Origin of the sequence: Caballeronia sp. EK (assembly GCF_014384845.1) — a bacterium.
GTDB lineage: Bacteria > Pseudomonadota > Gammaproteobacteria > Burkholderiales > Burkholderiaceae > Caballeronia > Caballeronia jiangsuensis.
In genome coordinates this window covers 56,379-72,636 of record NZ_JACSUE010000013.1, presented here as the reverse complement: position 1 = coordinate 72,636, position 16,258 = coordinate 56,379, and the positions used below count along the sequence as shown (strand labels likewise).

General features: G+C 55.7%; 13 protein-coding genes and 2 pseudogenes. 12 read left to right on the top strand and 3 right to left on the bottom strand.

Features of this window, described 5'->3' with window-relative positions; translation table 11 throughout:
- Nucleotides 1-64: 64 nt before the first annotated feature.
- Nucleotides 65-3,685 carry a YCF48-related protein gene (locus IAG25_RS31240; RefSeq protein ID WP_187608288.1) on the top strand — a complete coding sequence of 1,207 codons (3,621 nt, stop codon included), beginning with the start codon at nt 65-67 and terminating at the stop codon, nt 3,683-3,685.
- Nucleotides 3,682-3,885 (top strand): hypothetical protein, encoded by a 204-nt coding sequence (locus IAG25_RS31235; RefSeq protein WP_187608287.1) that lies wholly within the window; start codon nt 3,682-3,684, stop codon nt 3,883-3,885. The genes IAG25_RS31240 and IAG25_RS31235 overlap by 4 nt, the downstream gene beginning before the upstream one ends.
- Nucleotides 3,886-4,182: 297 nt before the next feature.
- Here the strand turns inward: IAG25_RS31235 and IAG25_RS31230 are convergent, their stop codons facing one another.
- Entirely contained in the window at nt 4,183-5,049 is an 867-nt protein-coding gene (locus IAG25_RS31230; RefSeq protein ID WP_222946729.1) for a hypothetical protein, read from the bottom strand.
- A gap of 361 nt (nt 5,050-5,410) precedes the next feature.
- On the opposite strand from IAG25_RS31230, the gene IAG25_RS31225 reads away from it, so the two are divergent.
- Nucleotides 5,411-5,581, top strand: a complete 171-nt coding sequence (locus IAG25_RS31225; RefSeq protein ID WP_187608285.1) for a hypothetical protein — start codon at nt 5,411-5,413, stop codon at nt 5,579-5,581.
- Here IAG25_RS31225 and IAG25_RS41645 read toward each other — a convergent pair.
- Nucleotides 5,540-5,834: pseudogene (locus IAG25_RS41645) on the bottom strand (integrase); the annotation flags it as partial. The gene IAG25_RS31225 and the pseudogene IAG25_RS41645 sit on opposite strands and share 42 nt — an antisense overlap.
- Here IAG25_RS41645 and IAG25_RS31220 point away from each other — a divergent pair.
- The 4 genes and pseudogenes from IAG25_RS31220 (at nt 5,830) to IAG25_RS31205 (ending at nt 10,780) form a co-directional block, all read left to right on the top strand.
- Entirely contained in the window at nt 5,830-7,812 is a 1,983-nt protein-coding gene (locus tag IAG25_RS31220; RefSeq protein ID WP_187608284.1) for a hypothetical protein, read from the top strand. The pseudogene IAG25_RS41645 and the gene IAG25_RS31220 sit on opposite strands and share 5 nt — an antisense overlap.
- A gap of 92 nt (nt 7,813-7,904) precedes the next feature.
- A pseudogene (locus IAG25_RS31215) lies at nt 7,905-8,923 on the top strand (IS30 family transposase).
- Nucleotides 8,924-9,760: 837 nt separating this feature from the next.
- Nucleotides 9,761-10,396, top strand: a complete 636-nt coding sequence (locus IAG25_RS31210) for a hypothetical protein (RefSeq protein ID WP_222946728.1) — start codon at nt 9,761-9,763, stop codon at nt 10,394-10,396.
- A 24-nt stretch (nt 10,397-10,420) separates the two neighbouring features.
- Nucleotides 10,421-10,780: a hypothetical protein gene (locus tag IAG25_RS31205; protein WP_187608283.1), complete on the top strand. Its 360-nt coding sequence runs from the start codon at nt 10,421-10,423 to the stop codon at nt 10,778-10,780.
- 243 nt (nt 10,781-11,023) lie between these two features.
- Here IAG25_RS31205 and IAG25_RS41640 read toward each other — a convergent pair whose 3' ends face one another.
- The gene (locus IAG25_RS41640) at nt 11,024-11,422 is read right to left on the bottom strand and encodes a hypothetical protein (RefSeq protein ID WP_255504068.1); all 399 of its coding nucleotides are present in this window, start codon (nt 11,420-11,422) and stop codon (nt 11,024-11,026) included.
- On the opposite strand from IAG25_RS41640, the gene IAG25_RS41635 reads away from it, so the two are divergent.
- From IAG25_RS41635 to IAG25_RS31180, 5 genes are all read left to right on the top strand, one after another.
- Entirely contained in the window at nt 11,412-11,759 is a 348-nt protein-coding gene (locus tag IAG25_RS41635; RefSeq protein ID WP_255504067.1) for a hypothetical protein, read from the top strand. The genes IAG25_RS41640 and IAG25_RS41635 overlap by 11 nt on opposite strands.
- A gap of 52 nt (nt 11,760-11,811) precedes the next feature.
- Nucleotides 11,812-12,513, top strand: coding sequence for a glycoside hydrolase family 25 protein (locus IAG25_RS31195; RefSeq protein WP_187608282.1), 702 nt, complete (start codon nt 11,812-11,814; stop codon nt 12,511-12,513).
- Between the two features lie 102 nt (nt 12,514-12,615).
- Nucleotides 12,616-13,068 carry a D-Ala-D-Ala carboxypeptidase family metallohydrolase gene (locus IAG25_RS31190; protein ID WP_187608281.1) on the top strand — a complete coding sequence of 151 codons (453 nt, stop codon included), beginning with the start codon at nt 12,616-12,618 and terminating at the stop codon, nt 13,066-13,068.
- A gap of 453 nt (nt 13,069-13,521) precedes the next feature.
- On the top strand, nt 13,522-14,577 hold the full coding sequence (locus tag IAG25_RS31185; RefSeq protein ID WP_222946727.1) for a hypothetical protein: 1,056 nt from the start codon (nt 13,522-13,524) through the stop codon (nt 14,575-14,577).
- Nucleotides 14,578-14,646: 69 nt separating this feature from the next.
- Nucleotides 14,647-16,038, top strand: coding sequence for a hypothetical protein (locus IAG25_RS31180; RefSeq protein ID WP_187608279.1), 1,392 nt, complete (start codon nt 14,647-14,649; stop codon nt 16,036-16,038).
- The last annotated feature ends 220 nt before the right edge of the window (nt 16,039-16,258 follow it).

Sequence of the window (16,258 nt, the reverse complement as noted above, 5' to 3'; positions counted from 1 at the left end):
GGTAGTACTTTATTGCCTCGCAGGATGTCGGCCTCAAAGTAGCGGTGAAATTATAAAGACGGATATGGGATTAGCTGATCAGGGCATCCCAGAGTTCGTCCTGCACACCCTTCACCCGCAGCTCAATGCGATAGCTGTAACGCGTGGCGGCCGAATTATAAGCGTCGGATCGGAAGGAAGTATTGTTTCTAGCGACGACGATGGGCGGCATTGGAAGAAAGAGCATCACAGCGCTAAGTGGGATTTTCAAAGCATGGCATCGTCGCGAGACGGCCGTATTTTATGGCTTGCGGCAACGAGCGAAGATCCGAACAAGGGTGAAGTGATCTATAGCCAAGATGAGGGTATCACTTGGAAAGTTTTCCCCCACAAGCTTAATTTTATGCCGTTCGCAATCGCCACAACGAGCGACGGCTCAGAGGTCTGGGTAGCGGGTAGTGACGGGAACGTGTGGCATTCCAGCATAGCGGAAATGCCCTTCGACGTTGTAATAAATGCTGGACGTGGAGAAACGTTCTGGGTACTGCGCTTCTTAGAAGCAAGTCGAACTCTCATTGCCGCTGGGCGAAACGGGCTCATCGCGATCAAGCGTGAAGGAGGAAGCGGTTTCGAAAGACGCTCGTGCGGCTACAGCGCCACGTTTTCTGCATTCGCGACTGACGCCGATAGCGGGCAGATCTGGCTTGGTGGCACTGCCGGCTTACTGTGCCGGTCCGAAGATCAAGGCAAAACCTGGTTACCCGCATTCGCTTTCAATGGGAAGTTCCAACAGGACATAGAGGCACTCGCTTTTCTGCCGCCGACTGAGCGTCTATTTATTGCGGGCTCAGCGATCGAAATGCAGGATACGCATACCGGGCAATGGCTCACTCTCGACCAGCGATCGATCAAAGCCGATCTCCGAGCATTGACCATCGATTCGACAGGACGTCTCTGGGCAAGCGGAAATAATGGAGCCGTCTACCGCGGTGGTCGCGACGGTGAGAATTTAACGTTGCTGACTGAGCCGGCTGACGTCTCGGGACTTCGCGGGCTGGCAGCATCCAAGGACGGTAAGCACATCTTTGCTGTCGGGCCGGACGGCTACATTCGCACCTCGCTGAACGCTGGCGAACATTGGGACTATTTCAAGGCGCCAAACGTCTTTTTCTTCGGTGTCGCCACCGATTCCAGAGGAAGTGTTGCGTATGCCGTTGGCAGCGGAGGCGCGGTATATAGGTGGGCTCTTGGAACGACGACGTGGCAGCGAGACTCTCCGCCTGATAGCAGCGAAGCAATCCATGCAGTGTGGATGAGCGGGAGCGGCGACGTTGTCGTTCTTGCCAACACAAATGGCATATTCTTTCGCCGGGCGGCCGGCGAGGTGGGTTGGCGAACAGTAGGAACGTCCAAAAACAGTCGCAGAATTACCCGCATAGCTAGCAACGACGATGACTCAATGCTAGCGGCTGTGGGAGATTGGGAGACCGTCATGACAAGCACAGACGGCGGAAGGTCATGGCAACAGCCGACCCGGACTATCACCGATGAAGGTCCGGACTCTTTCACAAAAGCGGTGGCTGTGACAGGAGAAAGAATATGGGTGAATGCCGCTGCTGGCTTGCTTGCATATTCCGACAATCGTGGCGCCACATGGAGAGAGATTGTTGTTCCTGGCAGCACGGCGATCGTAGATCTTATATGGGCGAAGCCCTTCTTGTGGATCGTAAAGGAAAACGGCGTGTCGTACACCGTCGACAATGGCAAAACATTTTCGATCCAGTCCCCGGATCCTGCCGTCGGAACATACATCCGCGGGAGTGCCGCACAAGGGTTCGGAAAGCTGTGGCTCGCTACTTACGAGGGTGAAGTCGTTACTGGAGCCCCAGATGGAGCTATTTTCCCCGTAATTAGATCTATAAGCGCGCATCGAGTTCTACAGACTAGCGCTAACGAGATAACCGTGCAACTATCTGACGGCAAAGCATGCGCCGGAGCAAACGCAATGCAGTTCGGAACATCAATGCGTGCGCTGGGTGGTCGAGTGGAACTTTCAGTTCAGTCTAAAGCAACGACCGTTGATAGCAAAACTGTGAAGCTGACTTTCGATCTCCCGCCCGACACTCCAAAGGACGGTTTGAGCTTAATCATATCGACAGCATGTACCTCGAACTTCAACTATAAATACCAGTTTGACGGGTTTTCGCAGATAAGGTGGTACGATCGCATCCCCGGCGGTTTAAGGACAGTTTATGCAGTAATCTTGTCTGTCATTCTTCCTGCTCTTTCGTTTGCGTTGTACCTTCTGCACCCCCTATCCGTTCTAACACTGCAGCAAGCAATTGCCACGATCCGCTTACCGTTTCCCTTCGACGTCCCGTTTGTCTTGTTCGAGAAATATCTGCTTCTAAAATATCTATGCGAGCGACCACGGGTGTTAGACGCATGGATGGTTTCCGTTTGGAGCAATTTCTCGGCGAGGTGGCAGGCGCTTACGTTCATACGATTGAACACGACATACACGCCGCTCCAGATCGTCTCCAAAGACGAAAACGGGAGCGAATCGGATCCTTTTGAACCCAGCCCGAATACGCTTCGGCAAATGTTCTTGAGGAAAGGGCCGATATCAATACAGATTGTCGGAATAGGCGGAATCGGGAAAACAACCTTGGCGGCAGCCGTCGCCCGCTGGTTGACGGATTCGAGCTTCCTGGGACACCGATGCATGGTAGTTCCATTCGATACGCATTTCTCTGATGTGTCGAGCGCTTTCTCGGAAGCGATGAGCGGTTTGCTCGGGTCCGATGCACCTAGCCCAGCGCTCCTTTCTTCCCTTCTGCGGAACCGACGAATTGTTCCCATATTCGACCGATTCTCAGAGCAGGATGACGTCACTCGTGAAGCGGGTCGGCGCGCGTTCCGAGCGACATCAGCTCTCGATCTTTGCTTGTTTACGACGCGCACCAAAATTGAGACGGACGCTCACGTGATTGAAATCTGGCCGCAGCCGATACGCAGCGCTACTCGCCTCACAAACTTCGTAGAACGCGAGCTTATTCGAGCAGATCGACGCGGAGTTTTCGAGCGGCTTTCGATGCGTGCTTGGCTTGTGACGGAATTATCGAGCCGTCTCGAAAAGGAGGTTGGCTTGTCAATAACTCCGCTGCTCGCCGCGATGTTTGTCGAGATTTTCGTGCGAACCACCTACGAGCCGTCAGTGAGCGATCTTAAATTACCAGACACCGCGATCGAAACGTTCCTTCAATATTTCTATTCGACGGTACAAAGCGGGGAAAAGGGCAGTCCGCCTTATGACACTGTAATTGCCATAGGTGAGCAGCTTGCCGTCTTGTCGTTAGCGAACGGATTCTCACCGAAGCCGTTTCCGTATGACAGGGCAGTACAGGCGGTGGTCGAAGGAGGAAGTGCTTTAGATTCAGTCTTCCTGAATCACATCATCATGTCAGGTATCCTCGTAAGCGAACGTAAACTCGGCAGCACGTTCCTCGCATTTACAATTGACACCTTAGCGCAAGTATTAGCTGCCCATCACGCTGTAAGATCGGGTGATGGATCTGATGAGTGGTGGCAGAATTATCGTGCCAGATATGATGACGGCTCCGAAGCAGCACTCGATTTCCTGAGGATTGCTTCAATGGTGCGAGACGCCTGGAAAGGTGCAAACGCAGGAGGACAGCCAACTTGAAACGATCGCAAGCCGTCGCCGCGGGATACAGCCCGGTGAAAAGAAAAAATGCAAACGCATCGATAAAACGCTGGCATACCTTGGGGGCGCAGTCTGAAGCGCAGATGCACTTCATTCTTGGCGTTTCATTATTATTAATTCAGGCAGTCAGAGTTCCGCTTCGCGACGCGGCCAGCCACACGCCGAGCTGCCGACGTTGAACGCAAGCAACTCCAACGTCCGCAAAGGCCGACGACACGGAGCCGACTCTCGGCGAGCGAATGACCGCTTGCTGAACGTAACAGCCGTCCGAATGTCTGGCGGCGCAATCGGACGAAGGTCTCTTCTTGGCCGAGCCCGGCCAGACGCATACCGGCACGCGAGGTCGGCCATAGACTGGCCGCGTCGGACATGCAGTCGACCGAAACAGGATCGTCGCGCGAAACTTACCTCGATGTCTGCTTGAGGTGTCCGACAGTCCGTCTGTTAGCGACACCGAACGTTGCAATTTTGCAGCATTAAGAGCTGGAGTTAGGCTCGGGAGCTTCGGAGGGCGGCTGCGACAATCCCCGCTTTCTTTTGTCGCAAGGTTTCAACACCTCCCAATCAAAAACATGATTCCGATTATTGACGTTGGCACTCTTATCGTCCAACTCCATGCTCAGAACAACGCCGATATAATTTCCCGGTTTTGAAAATATGACCAAGTCATCACTTCCCTCAGACTTTTCGCCAGGATGCAAATACTTAGTGCCTTGTCCGTAGCGATGAAAGATATATTCTCTCAAATGGTTCGCACTGGACTTAGCACGGGGCGAATCGTAGTACGCTCCCCAGTAGCCCTGGTCCCTCCACGATATAGGTCCTGATGGGGCAAGACCTATCACCGGTACGGGTGGATGATTCAACTGCATGATCACGTCTGTGGCCTTGGGAGTTATAAATATGCCCAAATATCTATGGAGGAGAGTCCAAGATACCTCGACGTCAGTTTTGGAGACATTTTCGATTTTGAATATAAACTCCGCAGTGTATTTTCCAGGTTCTTCACAAGCTATTTTTAGCGAATGGGTAACTTTGATTTTTCCGTACTCTAAATCTCTAATCTGATAGTTCAATTGATCTTGCTTGGCACGGACATCGATGTCTGCGAGGGCGCGAGTCTCTTGCGCTTGAATTTCCAGCTGCTGATTCGTCAACTCCATCTGCCGTGTGCGAAATTCTTCTTGTTTGCTTTGGAAGGTCAGGAAGGTCACCACTGTCCAAGCGCCGGACCCGACAATTCCGAGAACCTGTATTACATGAAGAACGGAGGTCCAAAACTGTGGCGGTGTGGACGCCCGTTTCGGGATCCAGCGAAACCTTTGGGGCAAACGACGCTTCACTTGTAATCTCCGGTCGCTAAGCCAGTTTCATGTAGTCGAGAGTGGTGTGAACGTCGTTACCTGCCTTTGCTCGCCTCCTTATGAGCTCCACCATCCCATTCGCTTCCGATCCCTTGTATCGCCTTCGCTGTGCATACTGCCTCCTCATATTCGCGATTTCGACGCGTGTCATCCAACTCACACAGCATAGTTGCGATACTTTCGTTAGGAAGCGATGCAACTGCCTTGGTGCGTTATGGCACATAACACTGTTCGTTCTGAATCTGTCCACACTAGGCCTGCAGCCGAAGCATAGTAGCAGACGTAAGCAAAGGACCGGACAGTCAATGTTCGTCACGAACGCGCGGACCAACGACCGTTCATGGCCGATTATGCGCGTGGTGAGCGTCGGGCGGGTTTCGGAGTGGACCAGCCGTTCGAGTGGCCGCTCCATGACAAAGGCGAGCGGCAGGAACTGGCCGGCAAGCGCCCGCTCACCGGGCAACAGCTATCAGACTTCGGTTTGCTCGGCCGTCTCGAGCGCGTCGTCTAGCTCGATGCCGAGGTATCGCACCGTGCTCCCAAGCTTCGTATGGAGCAGGAACAGCTGAACCGGTCCGCAAGTTGTTCGTGCATCGATAGATCAACGACGCCTTCGTGCGGCGCATCGTGGGCGTACCGTAGTCGGCGTCATCGAGCCCGATTGACGCGATCCAACGATGCACGATGCGAGCACACTAGCGCGTCCAGACGTGCGCTGACGCGCGAAGGCGGCTCGGAAACAGATAGTCGGACGCCGCGATGCCGTTTAGACCGGTTGCGAAACTGCCGGCCGGCATGCCGCGCGTGTCGAGCGCGCGGAAAATCGCGTCAACAGGAGACCTGTCGAACAAGCCGTCGGGCAGCGTCGGATCGCGGGCCCTGATCGAGCGCGTTGCGCTGGCAGCATTTGCCCCGGAAAAACCCTATGTGTTTTGTATTGATGCGTCTACTACGCTTTTCAGTTATGCGCGTATCGCAACCGCTTGGCAGCCTTTCGACGGACGCGCTCACTGGATTGCGGAGACCGCAATGGCTAGGTTTCGCGTGGCGATAGTTGTGTGGCTGTGGGCGCTGTCGTGTTCCGCTTTGCACGCGGCGGTCGCGGCTCCAAGCTGCACGAATGAAATGGTCACCTCGGTCGAGACCGATCCTTCATTGAGAGTGGCGTCAGCAGCGCCTGTGACCCGGGTTCTCCCAGCGCAGGGCGACGCGCGCATCGCTTACAGCGCGCAGAAACAACCCGATACGCCGCAGCGTTTTGTCGCTTACGAGCGGTACCACTATGATCGCGCGCGTGTAACCTCCGTTGAGCAAACTACGGAAAAGGTTCTGCCGGACTTTCCCGCCGACAGAAGCTTTGTAATCCATCTTCACATTGACAAGGAAGGCGACGGCTTTCCTTTTTGGCATCGGCGATCTTTCGTGGTCGTCGAATGCCGGGGTGATACTCCCGTCTCTTGGGCGCCAGTCGACGCCAGCGTCAGTTCGCCCCTGGTCGGAGTACTGTGGATTCCGACTGCCTTGCTCATCTACGGGCTGGCCATTACGGCGGTCTCCCGGTCGCGAAAGAAACTTCTGGAAGGTCTCGAAACGGGCAAGAGCTTGGCGGAAAAATATCCATCGGTCTTCGCGATGAAACCTTTCCGAAATTACGACTATTTCAATCCGATCCAGCTTGCCGCCAACGCTTTCAATCAGGGCAGCGTGCAGAAGCTGCAAGTACTGATGTTTTCGTTTGTCATTGGCTCCCTCGTGCTTTCACTGGTTTTGAGGACCGGCACGCTGGCAAATATGTCCGCAACCGTCGTCGCACTCCTTGGCATATCCGGTTTCGGCGCTACCGTATCGCAGATTACCTACACAACCAAGACACGGCTGTCTTTCGATAACTGGGCCTGGCTGCAAACGAACCACGTTCTAGCTGAGGACAAGGTGCGCGGGCCAGAGTGGAAAGACCTAGTGATGACCAACCGAGAGTTCGATGTCTACAAGCTACAGACCATAATTTTCAGCTTGTCCGTCGCCGCCGCCCTGGTTGTCGATGGCGCCTCCAATCTTGCAACCTTCTCCATTCCAGATGCCATGCTTGGGGTGCTTGGCTTGTCACAAGTGGTGTTTGTCGGTGGCATCCTGGTGCGCCCACCCGCGACAGAAGATCTGGATAAGCGCTTGGTCGATCTCCGCGCAGCAGCACAACGAGTCATCGAAGCACGCGCCCGCAAGACGGACGTCGATGCGAATGGCAAGCTCCTTGACGGTCTCCCACCGGGAGGCAAGCCCGCCGAGAACGCAGAGCGCCAATATCGCGAACTCGTTTTTCAGGTCATGCCCATGCTTGAATCCACGCTAGAAATCGAAGCTGATGAAACCGCTCTGCTTGATGCTACGCTGCCGCCAGACGAGCGAGTCCGTCGAAAGGCAATTCGCGATGAGTTACCCAAAGGAGCTTCAACAGACAAGATAGAGATATCGTCGTCAACAATTCGTGCTTGCGCAGAAAGGCTGAGCTGGTACTTTGCGGGCTTGCTGCGCCGTCATGACGATGTCAGTGCCGTAGCCATCCAGGCGATGAGCGACGCGGACAACGCAGCGCTCCCACTGAGCGAACAAGATGCCCGGCGATTTATAGCGAACGCGGCAAAAAAGCGAAACATACCGATGTCTAACGCGCAGATTACGGAGGCTGTCGCGCTTCTGCAGCGTGTTCTAGAAAAACGACCTGATGCGGCCCCGCTCGAATGAGACGTCTACTATTGATTGTATCTGCGTCATTCTTGTTTTAATGGGCGGCCTCAAATCTGAAGTGCAACACCTGTTTCGTATAAGGTGTTGCGATGCACGAAAAGACCCAGTATCAACAGCTTCAACCCGAAGAGCGCCTGACCATTGCCAGCCTGCATTTGCGTTCGAGTATCCGGGCCATGGCCCGGATACTCGGCCGCTCGCCAGCCACCGTCAGCCGTGAACTGAGGCGAAATCGTTCTCCTGCGGGCTATGCATCCGCACCTGCAGAAGTGCTCAGCGCCGCGCGTCGGAGTGCGGGTCGCCGTCCCACAAAGCTCTGCCCGCAGAGTGTGTGCTGGCGCATCGTTCTTACCCTGCTCGAGTGGAAATGGTCACCTCAGCAGATATCGGGCACACTCAAGCGCATTATCCGACCGACCCGACCCAGCACGTGTCCCACGAAACTATCTATACGGCCATCTACGCCCAGCCGCGCGGCGAACTGCGCCGTCAGCTTATCGCCTGCCTGCGCCACGGCCACAGCACACGCATGCCGCGCACACGGGGTACAGACCGACGCGGACAGATTCCCGACATGGTCAGTATTCGTGTGCGGCCGCCCGAAATCGAGGGCCGACTGCTGCCCGGACATTGGGAGGGCGACTTCATCAAGGGCGCCAACAATGCTTCTTCAGTCGGAGTGCTGGTGGAACGGACCAGCCGCCTGGTGCTGCTGGCGAAGATGGAAGATGCTACAGCTGCTTCCGCGCTGGCAGGCTTCTCTACCAAGCTCAATTCGATTGCCGAGCCATTACGGCAGAGCTTCACCTACGACCAAGGCAAGGAGATGTCGCGGCATGCAGAGCTCACCGCCGCCACCGGTGTGAAGGTGTACTTCTGCGACCCGCACAGCCCATGGCAACGCGGCACGTGTGAAAACACCAACGGCCTGCTGCGCCAGTATCTGCCCAAAGGCACCGACCTTTCCGTCTACAGTCAGGACGAACTTGACGCCATTGCCGACAGTCTGAACAGCAGGCCTCGCGCCACTCACGCCTTCCATTCGCCGCTCGAGGTCTTCGCTGCAACACTCGCTTCGGCAGCTCAACCTCATGGCTCTAAACATTAAAACCGCTGTTGCACTTCAACCTTGAAACCGCCATGGCAACTCGCGAACGACTTCAAATTAGCCTGCTCCGTCCGAGAGCGATTGCTGCGAGTTGCTAATGATCTACCTGGACGAGGTATTCAGGTACCGGGCTTACCGCGGAGCGGTTTCTACAATAACCGACGAAGCATCATCAACTCATCGACCTCCTTTTCTGCGACTTCGATGGCCGCTTCTGCGGCGCAAGCGTCCCCCGAACGTCCGCACGGAGTAGCCAGCGAAGGCCGCTTATTGGCCGGCTGCCGAAGAGTATGCGTCAGCGCATCCCGTCTTGAACACGGCGCGTGCGGTGCGAATGTAGTGCCATCGTGACGACGGAGCATTGCGATGGTTGCGAGCGAGTGACGGCTCATGGCCGCAAGTAAGCGTTCACCCAATCTGCCGTAAAGCTGCCATTGACTATAGACCGTCCCACCGTTTCACAACGCGATTCAATGAAGCTCAGTTATTCCGTGCGTTCCATGGTTTCAACCCTGAACAATAGCATTTGTCTGGAAGCCGGCCAGGAAGTGCTACCCAAATCGACACGCGATCATTGATCGGCGCGAAAAGCACTTCGTCTGTGCGCTAGCCAGCGTATTTCGCCAACTTACCGTTAGGGAATGCCTGACAGAAAGTCACTCGTCCTTCGGCTACTTTCAAAAACATTAGCGCAGAAAAACGAGAACTTTACGCGTCTTTCATGAGGGCCTCAGATGATGCGGCATTACAGAGCATTTCTGCACGCCTGCCGTCAGGACACTCATCGTGTGCTTCGAACGCGCACGTCCCCTTTCTCTTTGATTCGAGGAGCAGATCATGGTCGGCTTGGCACGTCGCTGGCGATCATCGACCGCGATCATCGCGTTTGCCACTGTGGCGGCGACGATTCTTTCTGCCTGCACGGTCCAGTTGGCTCCCGCCCCTGACAAGGCACTGAGCGATGGAATCAAAGGTCTGAACAACGACATCATGACCTTATACGCGACCGCAGGCATGGCGGCTACGAAGGACAGTTTCCCGCAGCGGGCCGGCCAATACAACAAGATCATCGGAACTGCTGACGCCTTGGCGTTGCAGTCGCAAAGCCGCCCGGTTCCCGATAGCGCCGTCAGATACAAAGTCGAAAATGCCCTCCACGCGCGCTTCGTTTCCGACCCGCAACCGTCCGCTGCTGCCACCAGTGCGACGAAAATGGCAGCCGACGAATGCGCCGATGCTCTGCATGTACCGCGAGCGCCAGCCATTCCACCCGTAGCCCCCGTACCTGCCGATACGCAACAGTACATCCCGCTAAGCGCGATGGCACTTACCCAGGTTTCGCGCGCAATCGCATTCCTGCGCGACACCGACTGCGCCCACGGCCTTAATAGCGGCCGGGTGGCAGCGAATAAAGGCGAAGTACAGCACTTCATTTCAGAAGCACTTTTCTACGAGTACATGTTGCAAAGATAGGTCGTCGCGACTTAAGGAGCTGCCATGGCACTGGATCTGACCCACACCGCTTCTATTTTCAAGACCGACATCCTGTCGGCCGTCAAAAACGTGACGCGAAAGGATCTGCCCGCCGCGGCCGGTTTCGCTCAAAGCCAGCTTCAATCGCTTGCTCAACAGTCTGCGCTAGTCGCTGGGATGATCGAGGCCAATGCGTTCACTGCCGCCGAACAGATCTTCTATCTCGATGGTCTCGAGCAAATGGCAAAGGGGCTTGCACAGACGGTGATTCAGGTTATCGAGATCGAAATCGAGAAATTGATTAATGCGGTGGTCTCGGCGATTTATGACGCCATCAACAGTGTGGCAGGGGTTGCGTTGGTCGCACCTCGTGTGGCGGCCTGAAAGTGGAGCGCAAAGCCGTCTGTATTGACCAGGTAGGGGCCCACGCATAGGCCGCATTCAGGGGCCGGGCGTCAGGTGATGAAGCAAACCCTCTTAGGCAAAGGCGCCATGTCGAATATCCAGATCGTGCCCGCATCGCAAGTCGATAGCGGAATGGCACCTGACTTCTCCTCGCCGAAATACAGGATGCTGGCGCAAGGCGACTCATGGTTCTCGATTAATGGCCTGAACCTGTTCCGGGCGTCATCCCTGCTGCCGCATCTGGACTTCGGCGCGTCCACGATCGTCGTGAACTGCGCGGACCCCGGCGATACGCTCGCACACACGGTGGACTGGCGACGAGACCCGTGGTTCGCCAGCTACCTGCGCGGTCCGCGCGAACGATCGTGGGACGCCATGCTGCTTTCGGCGGGCGGAAACGATCTCATCGATGCACTGGGTGTCGGACCGACCGATCCGCACGGTACGCCGCATCCCCCAAGCGACCGCCTGCTGCTGACCCCGGCAGAGCGTGCGCAGCTTCTTGCTGGAAGTTACCTGTCCGAAGACGGATGGGCGATCTTTGCCGCGCATCTGCAGGCACAGTTCGTGGCGCTCGATTCGATGCGCGGCCAGCAAGAACAATCGCGACGTGCCGATCATCACGCACACATACGACTACCCGATGCCGCGCGACGTCGGTGCAGGGCTGCATTTCGGACCGTGGCTATTCCCCGCTTTGGTCAGCTATCAGGTGCCAGCCACAGACTGGCAGTCGCTAGCCAAGGTGTTGCTCGATCGCCTGTTCGGACTGGTGAGCAGCATGCCATTGAAGAACTTCCATGTCGTGAAGACGCTTGGCACATTGCAGCCTGCCGACGTCAACCCGCTGATCAAATGCGCCGACTGGCTGAACGAGATTCATCCGACCTCCGCTGGGTATGCGCAGATTGCGGCCAGGTTCTGCAACGAAGTCGCCACGCAGAGAATGCTGCCGTGACCAGGCTCACAGCTGGACGGAGCCGTTCAAAGATCAGTTAAAGGAGCTTGACATGCCCGTTACCGTTGCAGGAACCATCGATGCGATCGTCGACCTCCATCACGACAGGCCGTTCGACGCCGCCAAGGCAAAAGCGGACGGCATAGCCGCGGTCATCCATAAAGCCAGCGAAGGTGCGACGTTCAAGGACGACCAGTACAAAACCCGCCGGGAAGCAGCGCGAAAAGCTGGCTTGCTCTGGGGCGGGTATCACTTCTCGAGCGGTCGACCCGTCGCCGACCAGGTTCGCAATTTCCTGGAGGCCGTCGAATGGGGCGCTGCCGGCGTGGATAACACCGGCACCCTGCTTTGCCTCGATTTCGAGCCGAGTACCAGCGGACCTGACATGACACTCGATCAGGCACACGAGTTCGTGACGGCCATCAAGAACAAAACTGGACGTTGGCCAATGATCTATGGCGGGAACATGCTTCGCGACGCCGTTCAATCACATGGCGCGGACCCGATCCTTAAGAACTGTCCCTTGTGGTATGCGCGCTATCGTGACCAACCAATAGGATTGCCCGAAGATACCTGGCCGAAATTCACGCTATGGCAGTACACAGACGGCAATGCTGGTCCGATGCCACAGGAGGTGAACGGCTTGGGACACACCGATCGCAACTGCTTTGCCGGTTCGCTCGCTGGCCTCAAGGAATCGTGGCCGTTTGCAGACTATTGCAAAAGCGCGCCGTCCTCGACTGACCAGGGATGATCGTGAACATGCACAGCGGCGTCGCAGGACGCCGCTGGCGAATCTGCGGGTCCGACGCGCGACGCCTTCGTAAGCCCGTGACCCTGATCAAAGGAGGTCAACATGACGCAACTGTCCACACACTTTGGGCTCGCCGAATTTACGCAAAGTCAGACAGCGACACGGCGTGGCATTAATAACACGCCCTCGCCTGCGGCAATCGACAACCTCACGCGCGTGGCGCAATTGCTGGAAAGCGTGCGCACACTACTCGGCAACCAGCCGATATCGATCTCATCGGGTTACAGATCGCCGGGTGTGAATGCTGCCGTCGGTGGCGCACCGAATAGCAGACATCTTCTGGGACTCGCCGCCGACTTCACGTGTCCGTCGTTTGGCGGGCCACGCGATATATGCCTCAAGATCAAAAGCTCTGCGCTGATTTTCGATCAGTTGATTTTCGAAGGGACATGGGTACATATCGGACTTTCACCCGCAGGCGAACCGGTCAGGCAACAGATCCTGACTGCGCACTTCAATGGCGGGACCGTCACCTACAGCGCGTCTGTGGTGTAAGCGATGGATGTCCTCACGGTCTTTATGGACAGCCAGCGACAGCGCCGTGAGCGTTCAGAACGCACATACTCCGTAGTATGCAGTTGAGACTGCAAGTACGTATGCTCCCGGTCGTCGCATCGCGCAAGCTCGCCAGCGGACGTACGCGCGACAGGGCCTCTCAACTTGAAGGACGATGTTAGACACTGTGCTAAGCGATGTCCCGTAGGACCGTGAACAGCACAACGGAAGGTGCAACACATGTTTTGACGAGAGACGAGGAACAGCCTCGTACTCTCGCTTGTGTTAAGGACGGGCACGCTCATCGACCTGTCCGGAACAATTGTTGCGTTGCTGGGGATTTCGGGCATCACCTAAAATCGAGGTTTTCACCGGGCAGTCCGCTTCCAGTTACTAACTTCATGGCAACACTTGCGACTCGCCTCAACTGCATTCGACCGCCGGGAGAACTGCATGCGCTCAAGATCCGGACCAAACGTCGTCATGAGCCCCGCACGGCTCAGATTGGTAAGTATTGTCCTCATCGCAGGATGTTTCGGCATTTCACGTGCCGAGGCCAAACTGCCGGATGTCCGCGTGCCCGAAGAGTTGATTGAGCAAGTCACACTTGATTCGTTCCTGCAGCAAGGTGGATGGTCTCCTCAAGCCGAGGACACGTCAGCGCCGTCGCAGCTTCAGGCCGACTTTGTAAAGCAGCTCGTAGATCGATATACGGCGAATCCGTCCGCTCCCAACACCGTCTCGGCGCTCGGACTGATCACACTGGCCGAGTCCGTGGCCGAATGGGGCGTCGTTCCGTCCGACGGGTTGCCGGCGGACCCCGCCCACATGGCTTGGCGTGGCGTGGGCGTCGGCGACGGCAAGCGACTTATGAGTTATTCAAAGGGCGGCGTTGGCATCGCTCACGCCGACAGTGGCTTGCTCGCGGACTTCATCACATACATTAAAAAGCGGAAGGGATCGTCGCTGCCGGAAGCCGCGCGATTCTATGCGCTGCGTGGCGTGAATTTCGATGTGCTCTATGCAAACGGTGGCCATTGCACAAAGCCTGTTTCCGTGATCTCGACCGACTTGGACGGAAAGCCATTCGGCTACAAGGAATATGGATACGGGGGAGACAAATATTGTCGGAAATATGCGAAGGGCCGGACAGACTCTAAAGACTGGCAAATATTTCGCCATAACATCAGACTGATGTTGCGCGAAAAAGACTCCCAGGTATGGCTAATTTCCAACTGGTTGTCGCGCTATTGGTGGCCGTCGTACAAACGTATCGCGGCGGATCCTAACGGCACCATCGCCGATGTGATGATCAACGCACGGATTCAGAATTCCGCCGGCGGCACCGCGGAATGCGCCTGGAGAGCCGCAAAAGGCAAAGCCGACAAAACGACTGCGCAGTTGGTCGCGTACGCATCTGAAGACTGCAATGGAAACAGCCGGCACGAGGAACGTTGGCCGTTCATGCGCCGGCCGGTCGCTCTTTTCGAGTTTTACCAACATCGGTAGGCCGGATTTGACGGCGCTGCGCACTAAACTGTGCCGCTGTAGCCGCCGCATAGAAAGAAGGAGATCGTCGTGGGCTATAAGGTCAAGATATCCTACTCCGGAGACGCTCAACGGCTTTGTGATCTGCTAAGTGAGTCGCCGGCTGAGGTGTTCGACAAACCCTTTTTTGGTTACTTACTGTTTCTTCTAACGGGGAACGAGAAGCAGCTGATCTCAGAGTTGTCGCGACAGTTTGGAGAATTCGAGTCGCTGAGCCGCGATACTTTTGCCTATGTTTTGGTAGCCAATGAGGCATCCATTCCAATAGATAACGTTCAATGGGAACCCGCAGCATACGAGGACTACGCAAGCAAAAGCGCGCTGGCGGTCCAGTGCGAGAAGGATCGACTCTCTTACATAAAGGCCCGTGGTATTGCCAGCTATGGGTCTGCGTTCACCAAATCAGATCGCGGCGAATTGCTCGCAATGTCCGATGCTGTCAATGAGATTGCAAGATGGTTTGGGGCGACCCCAAAGCTGCCGTGCATCTTGGTATTCGATGCGATACCCCATAAAGATCCGACCATTGTTCCGCTTGATCAATTCGCTGTTGACAACCTGATTAAGCTATTTAGGAATGTCGTTGGGAAAGTTTCGGGGCCGCACTATCGAGAACAAATAAAGATAATTCAAAGGATAGGACAGTTAAATCAGGCGATCGACGAGACGTACGTTCCACAGGAGCCTACGATAGAGGGCATTCGGAGTGAGGAGCTTGCTAAGATCAAGTTCTACTCTGAATCGTTTTCAGCGTTAAGCCGCTGTCTCCTCGGCGGCAGCGCAAAAGGCGAAACGCTCCAGTGCCTATCTGCTCTAGAACTGCCGAGCGCAGTCAAGGAGTGCGTGCGAGTTTCCATAGCGAGGACGCATGGCCACCGAAAGAAACTATCCGACGCACTGTGGAATGTAGACCGTTGCGCGGCATCTCTCGGTACCGATGCAGAGCTGGAGATTAAGCCAAAACGTGTGTTTCGCAGGTCGATAGCTCCTCTTCTTCCTGCTGAACACACGCTTCAGCCTCCTAACACGGCTGATGAATGGCAACAGCTGAAGTTAAGCCTTCAGCAACAACTGCGCTTGGAGGTCGACACCGTCTTGTACACCGTTCCCCCTGTTCAGGAGATTGAAAAGGAACTCGACGAACGCGTTCGGGCCGAATTTACAACTAGATCGCGGTTTCGGGAAGAGCGTCTATCGCGTGCTATTTCTCAAAAGGAGGAGCGAGATTCTCTTATGAGAGAATTTGTCTCTTTTTCCTTCCCATCATTCTCCGCAATTTTGCAGGACGAGTTGAAGAACGCCGGCATGGCTTACTCGATTGGAAACATGCAGGCGTCAGCTTTAAACTGGATAACAAAACCAGCCACTGTAGAGTGGCTAAGCAAGTTATTCGATTTGGCACGACGTGCCACTGGCTTGTGACTGCTAAGCATAGTTCGGCGTGAGGATGGCGGAGGGGGGCCGATTCACGCGAAGGTCCGTTACTTGTACAAAGCCGACGCTTGAACGTCGATGTGAAGGCGGTGATGAACGTCCCAAAATGGCCGAACACGGAAGTGGTCTCTCGGTCGCTGGGTCCCTCGCCGTGCAGCCGACGCTGCGGTACACCGGCCACACTCAATCCGTTCCCCAAAGGGAGAAT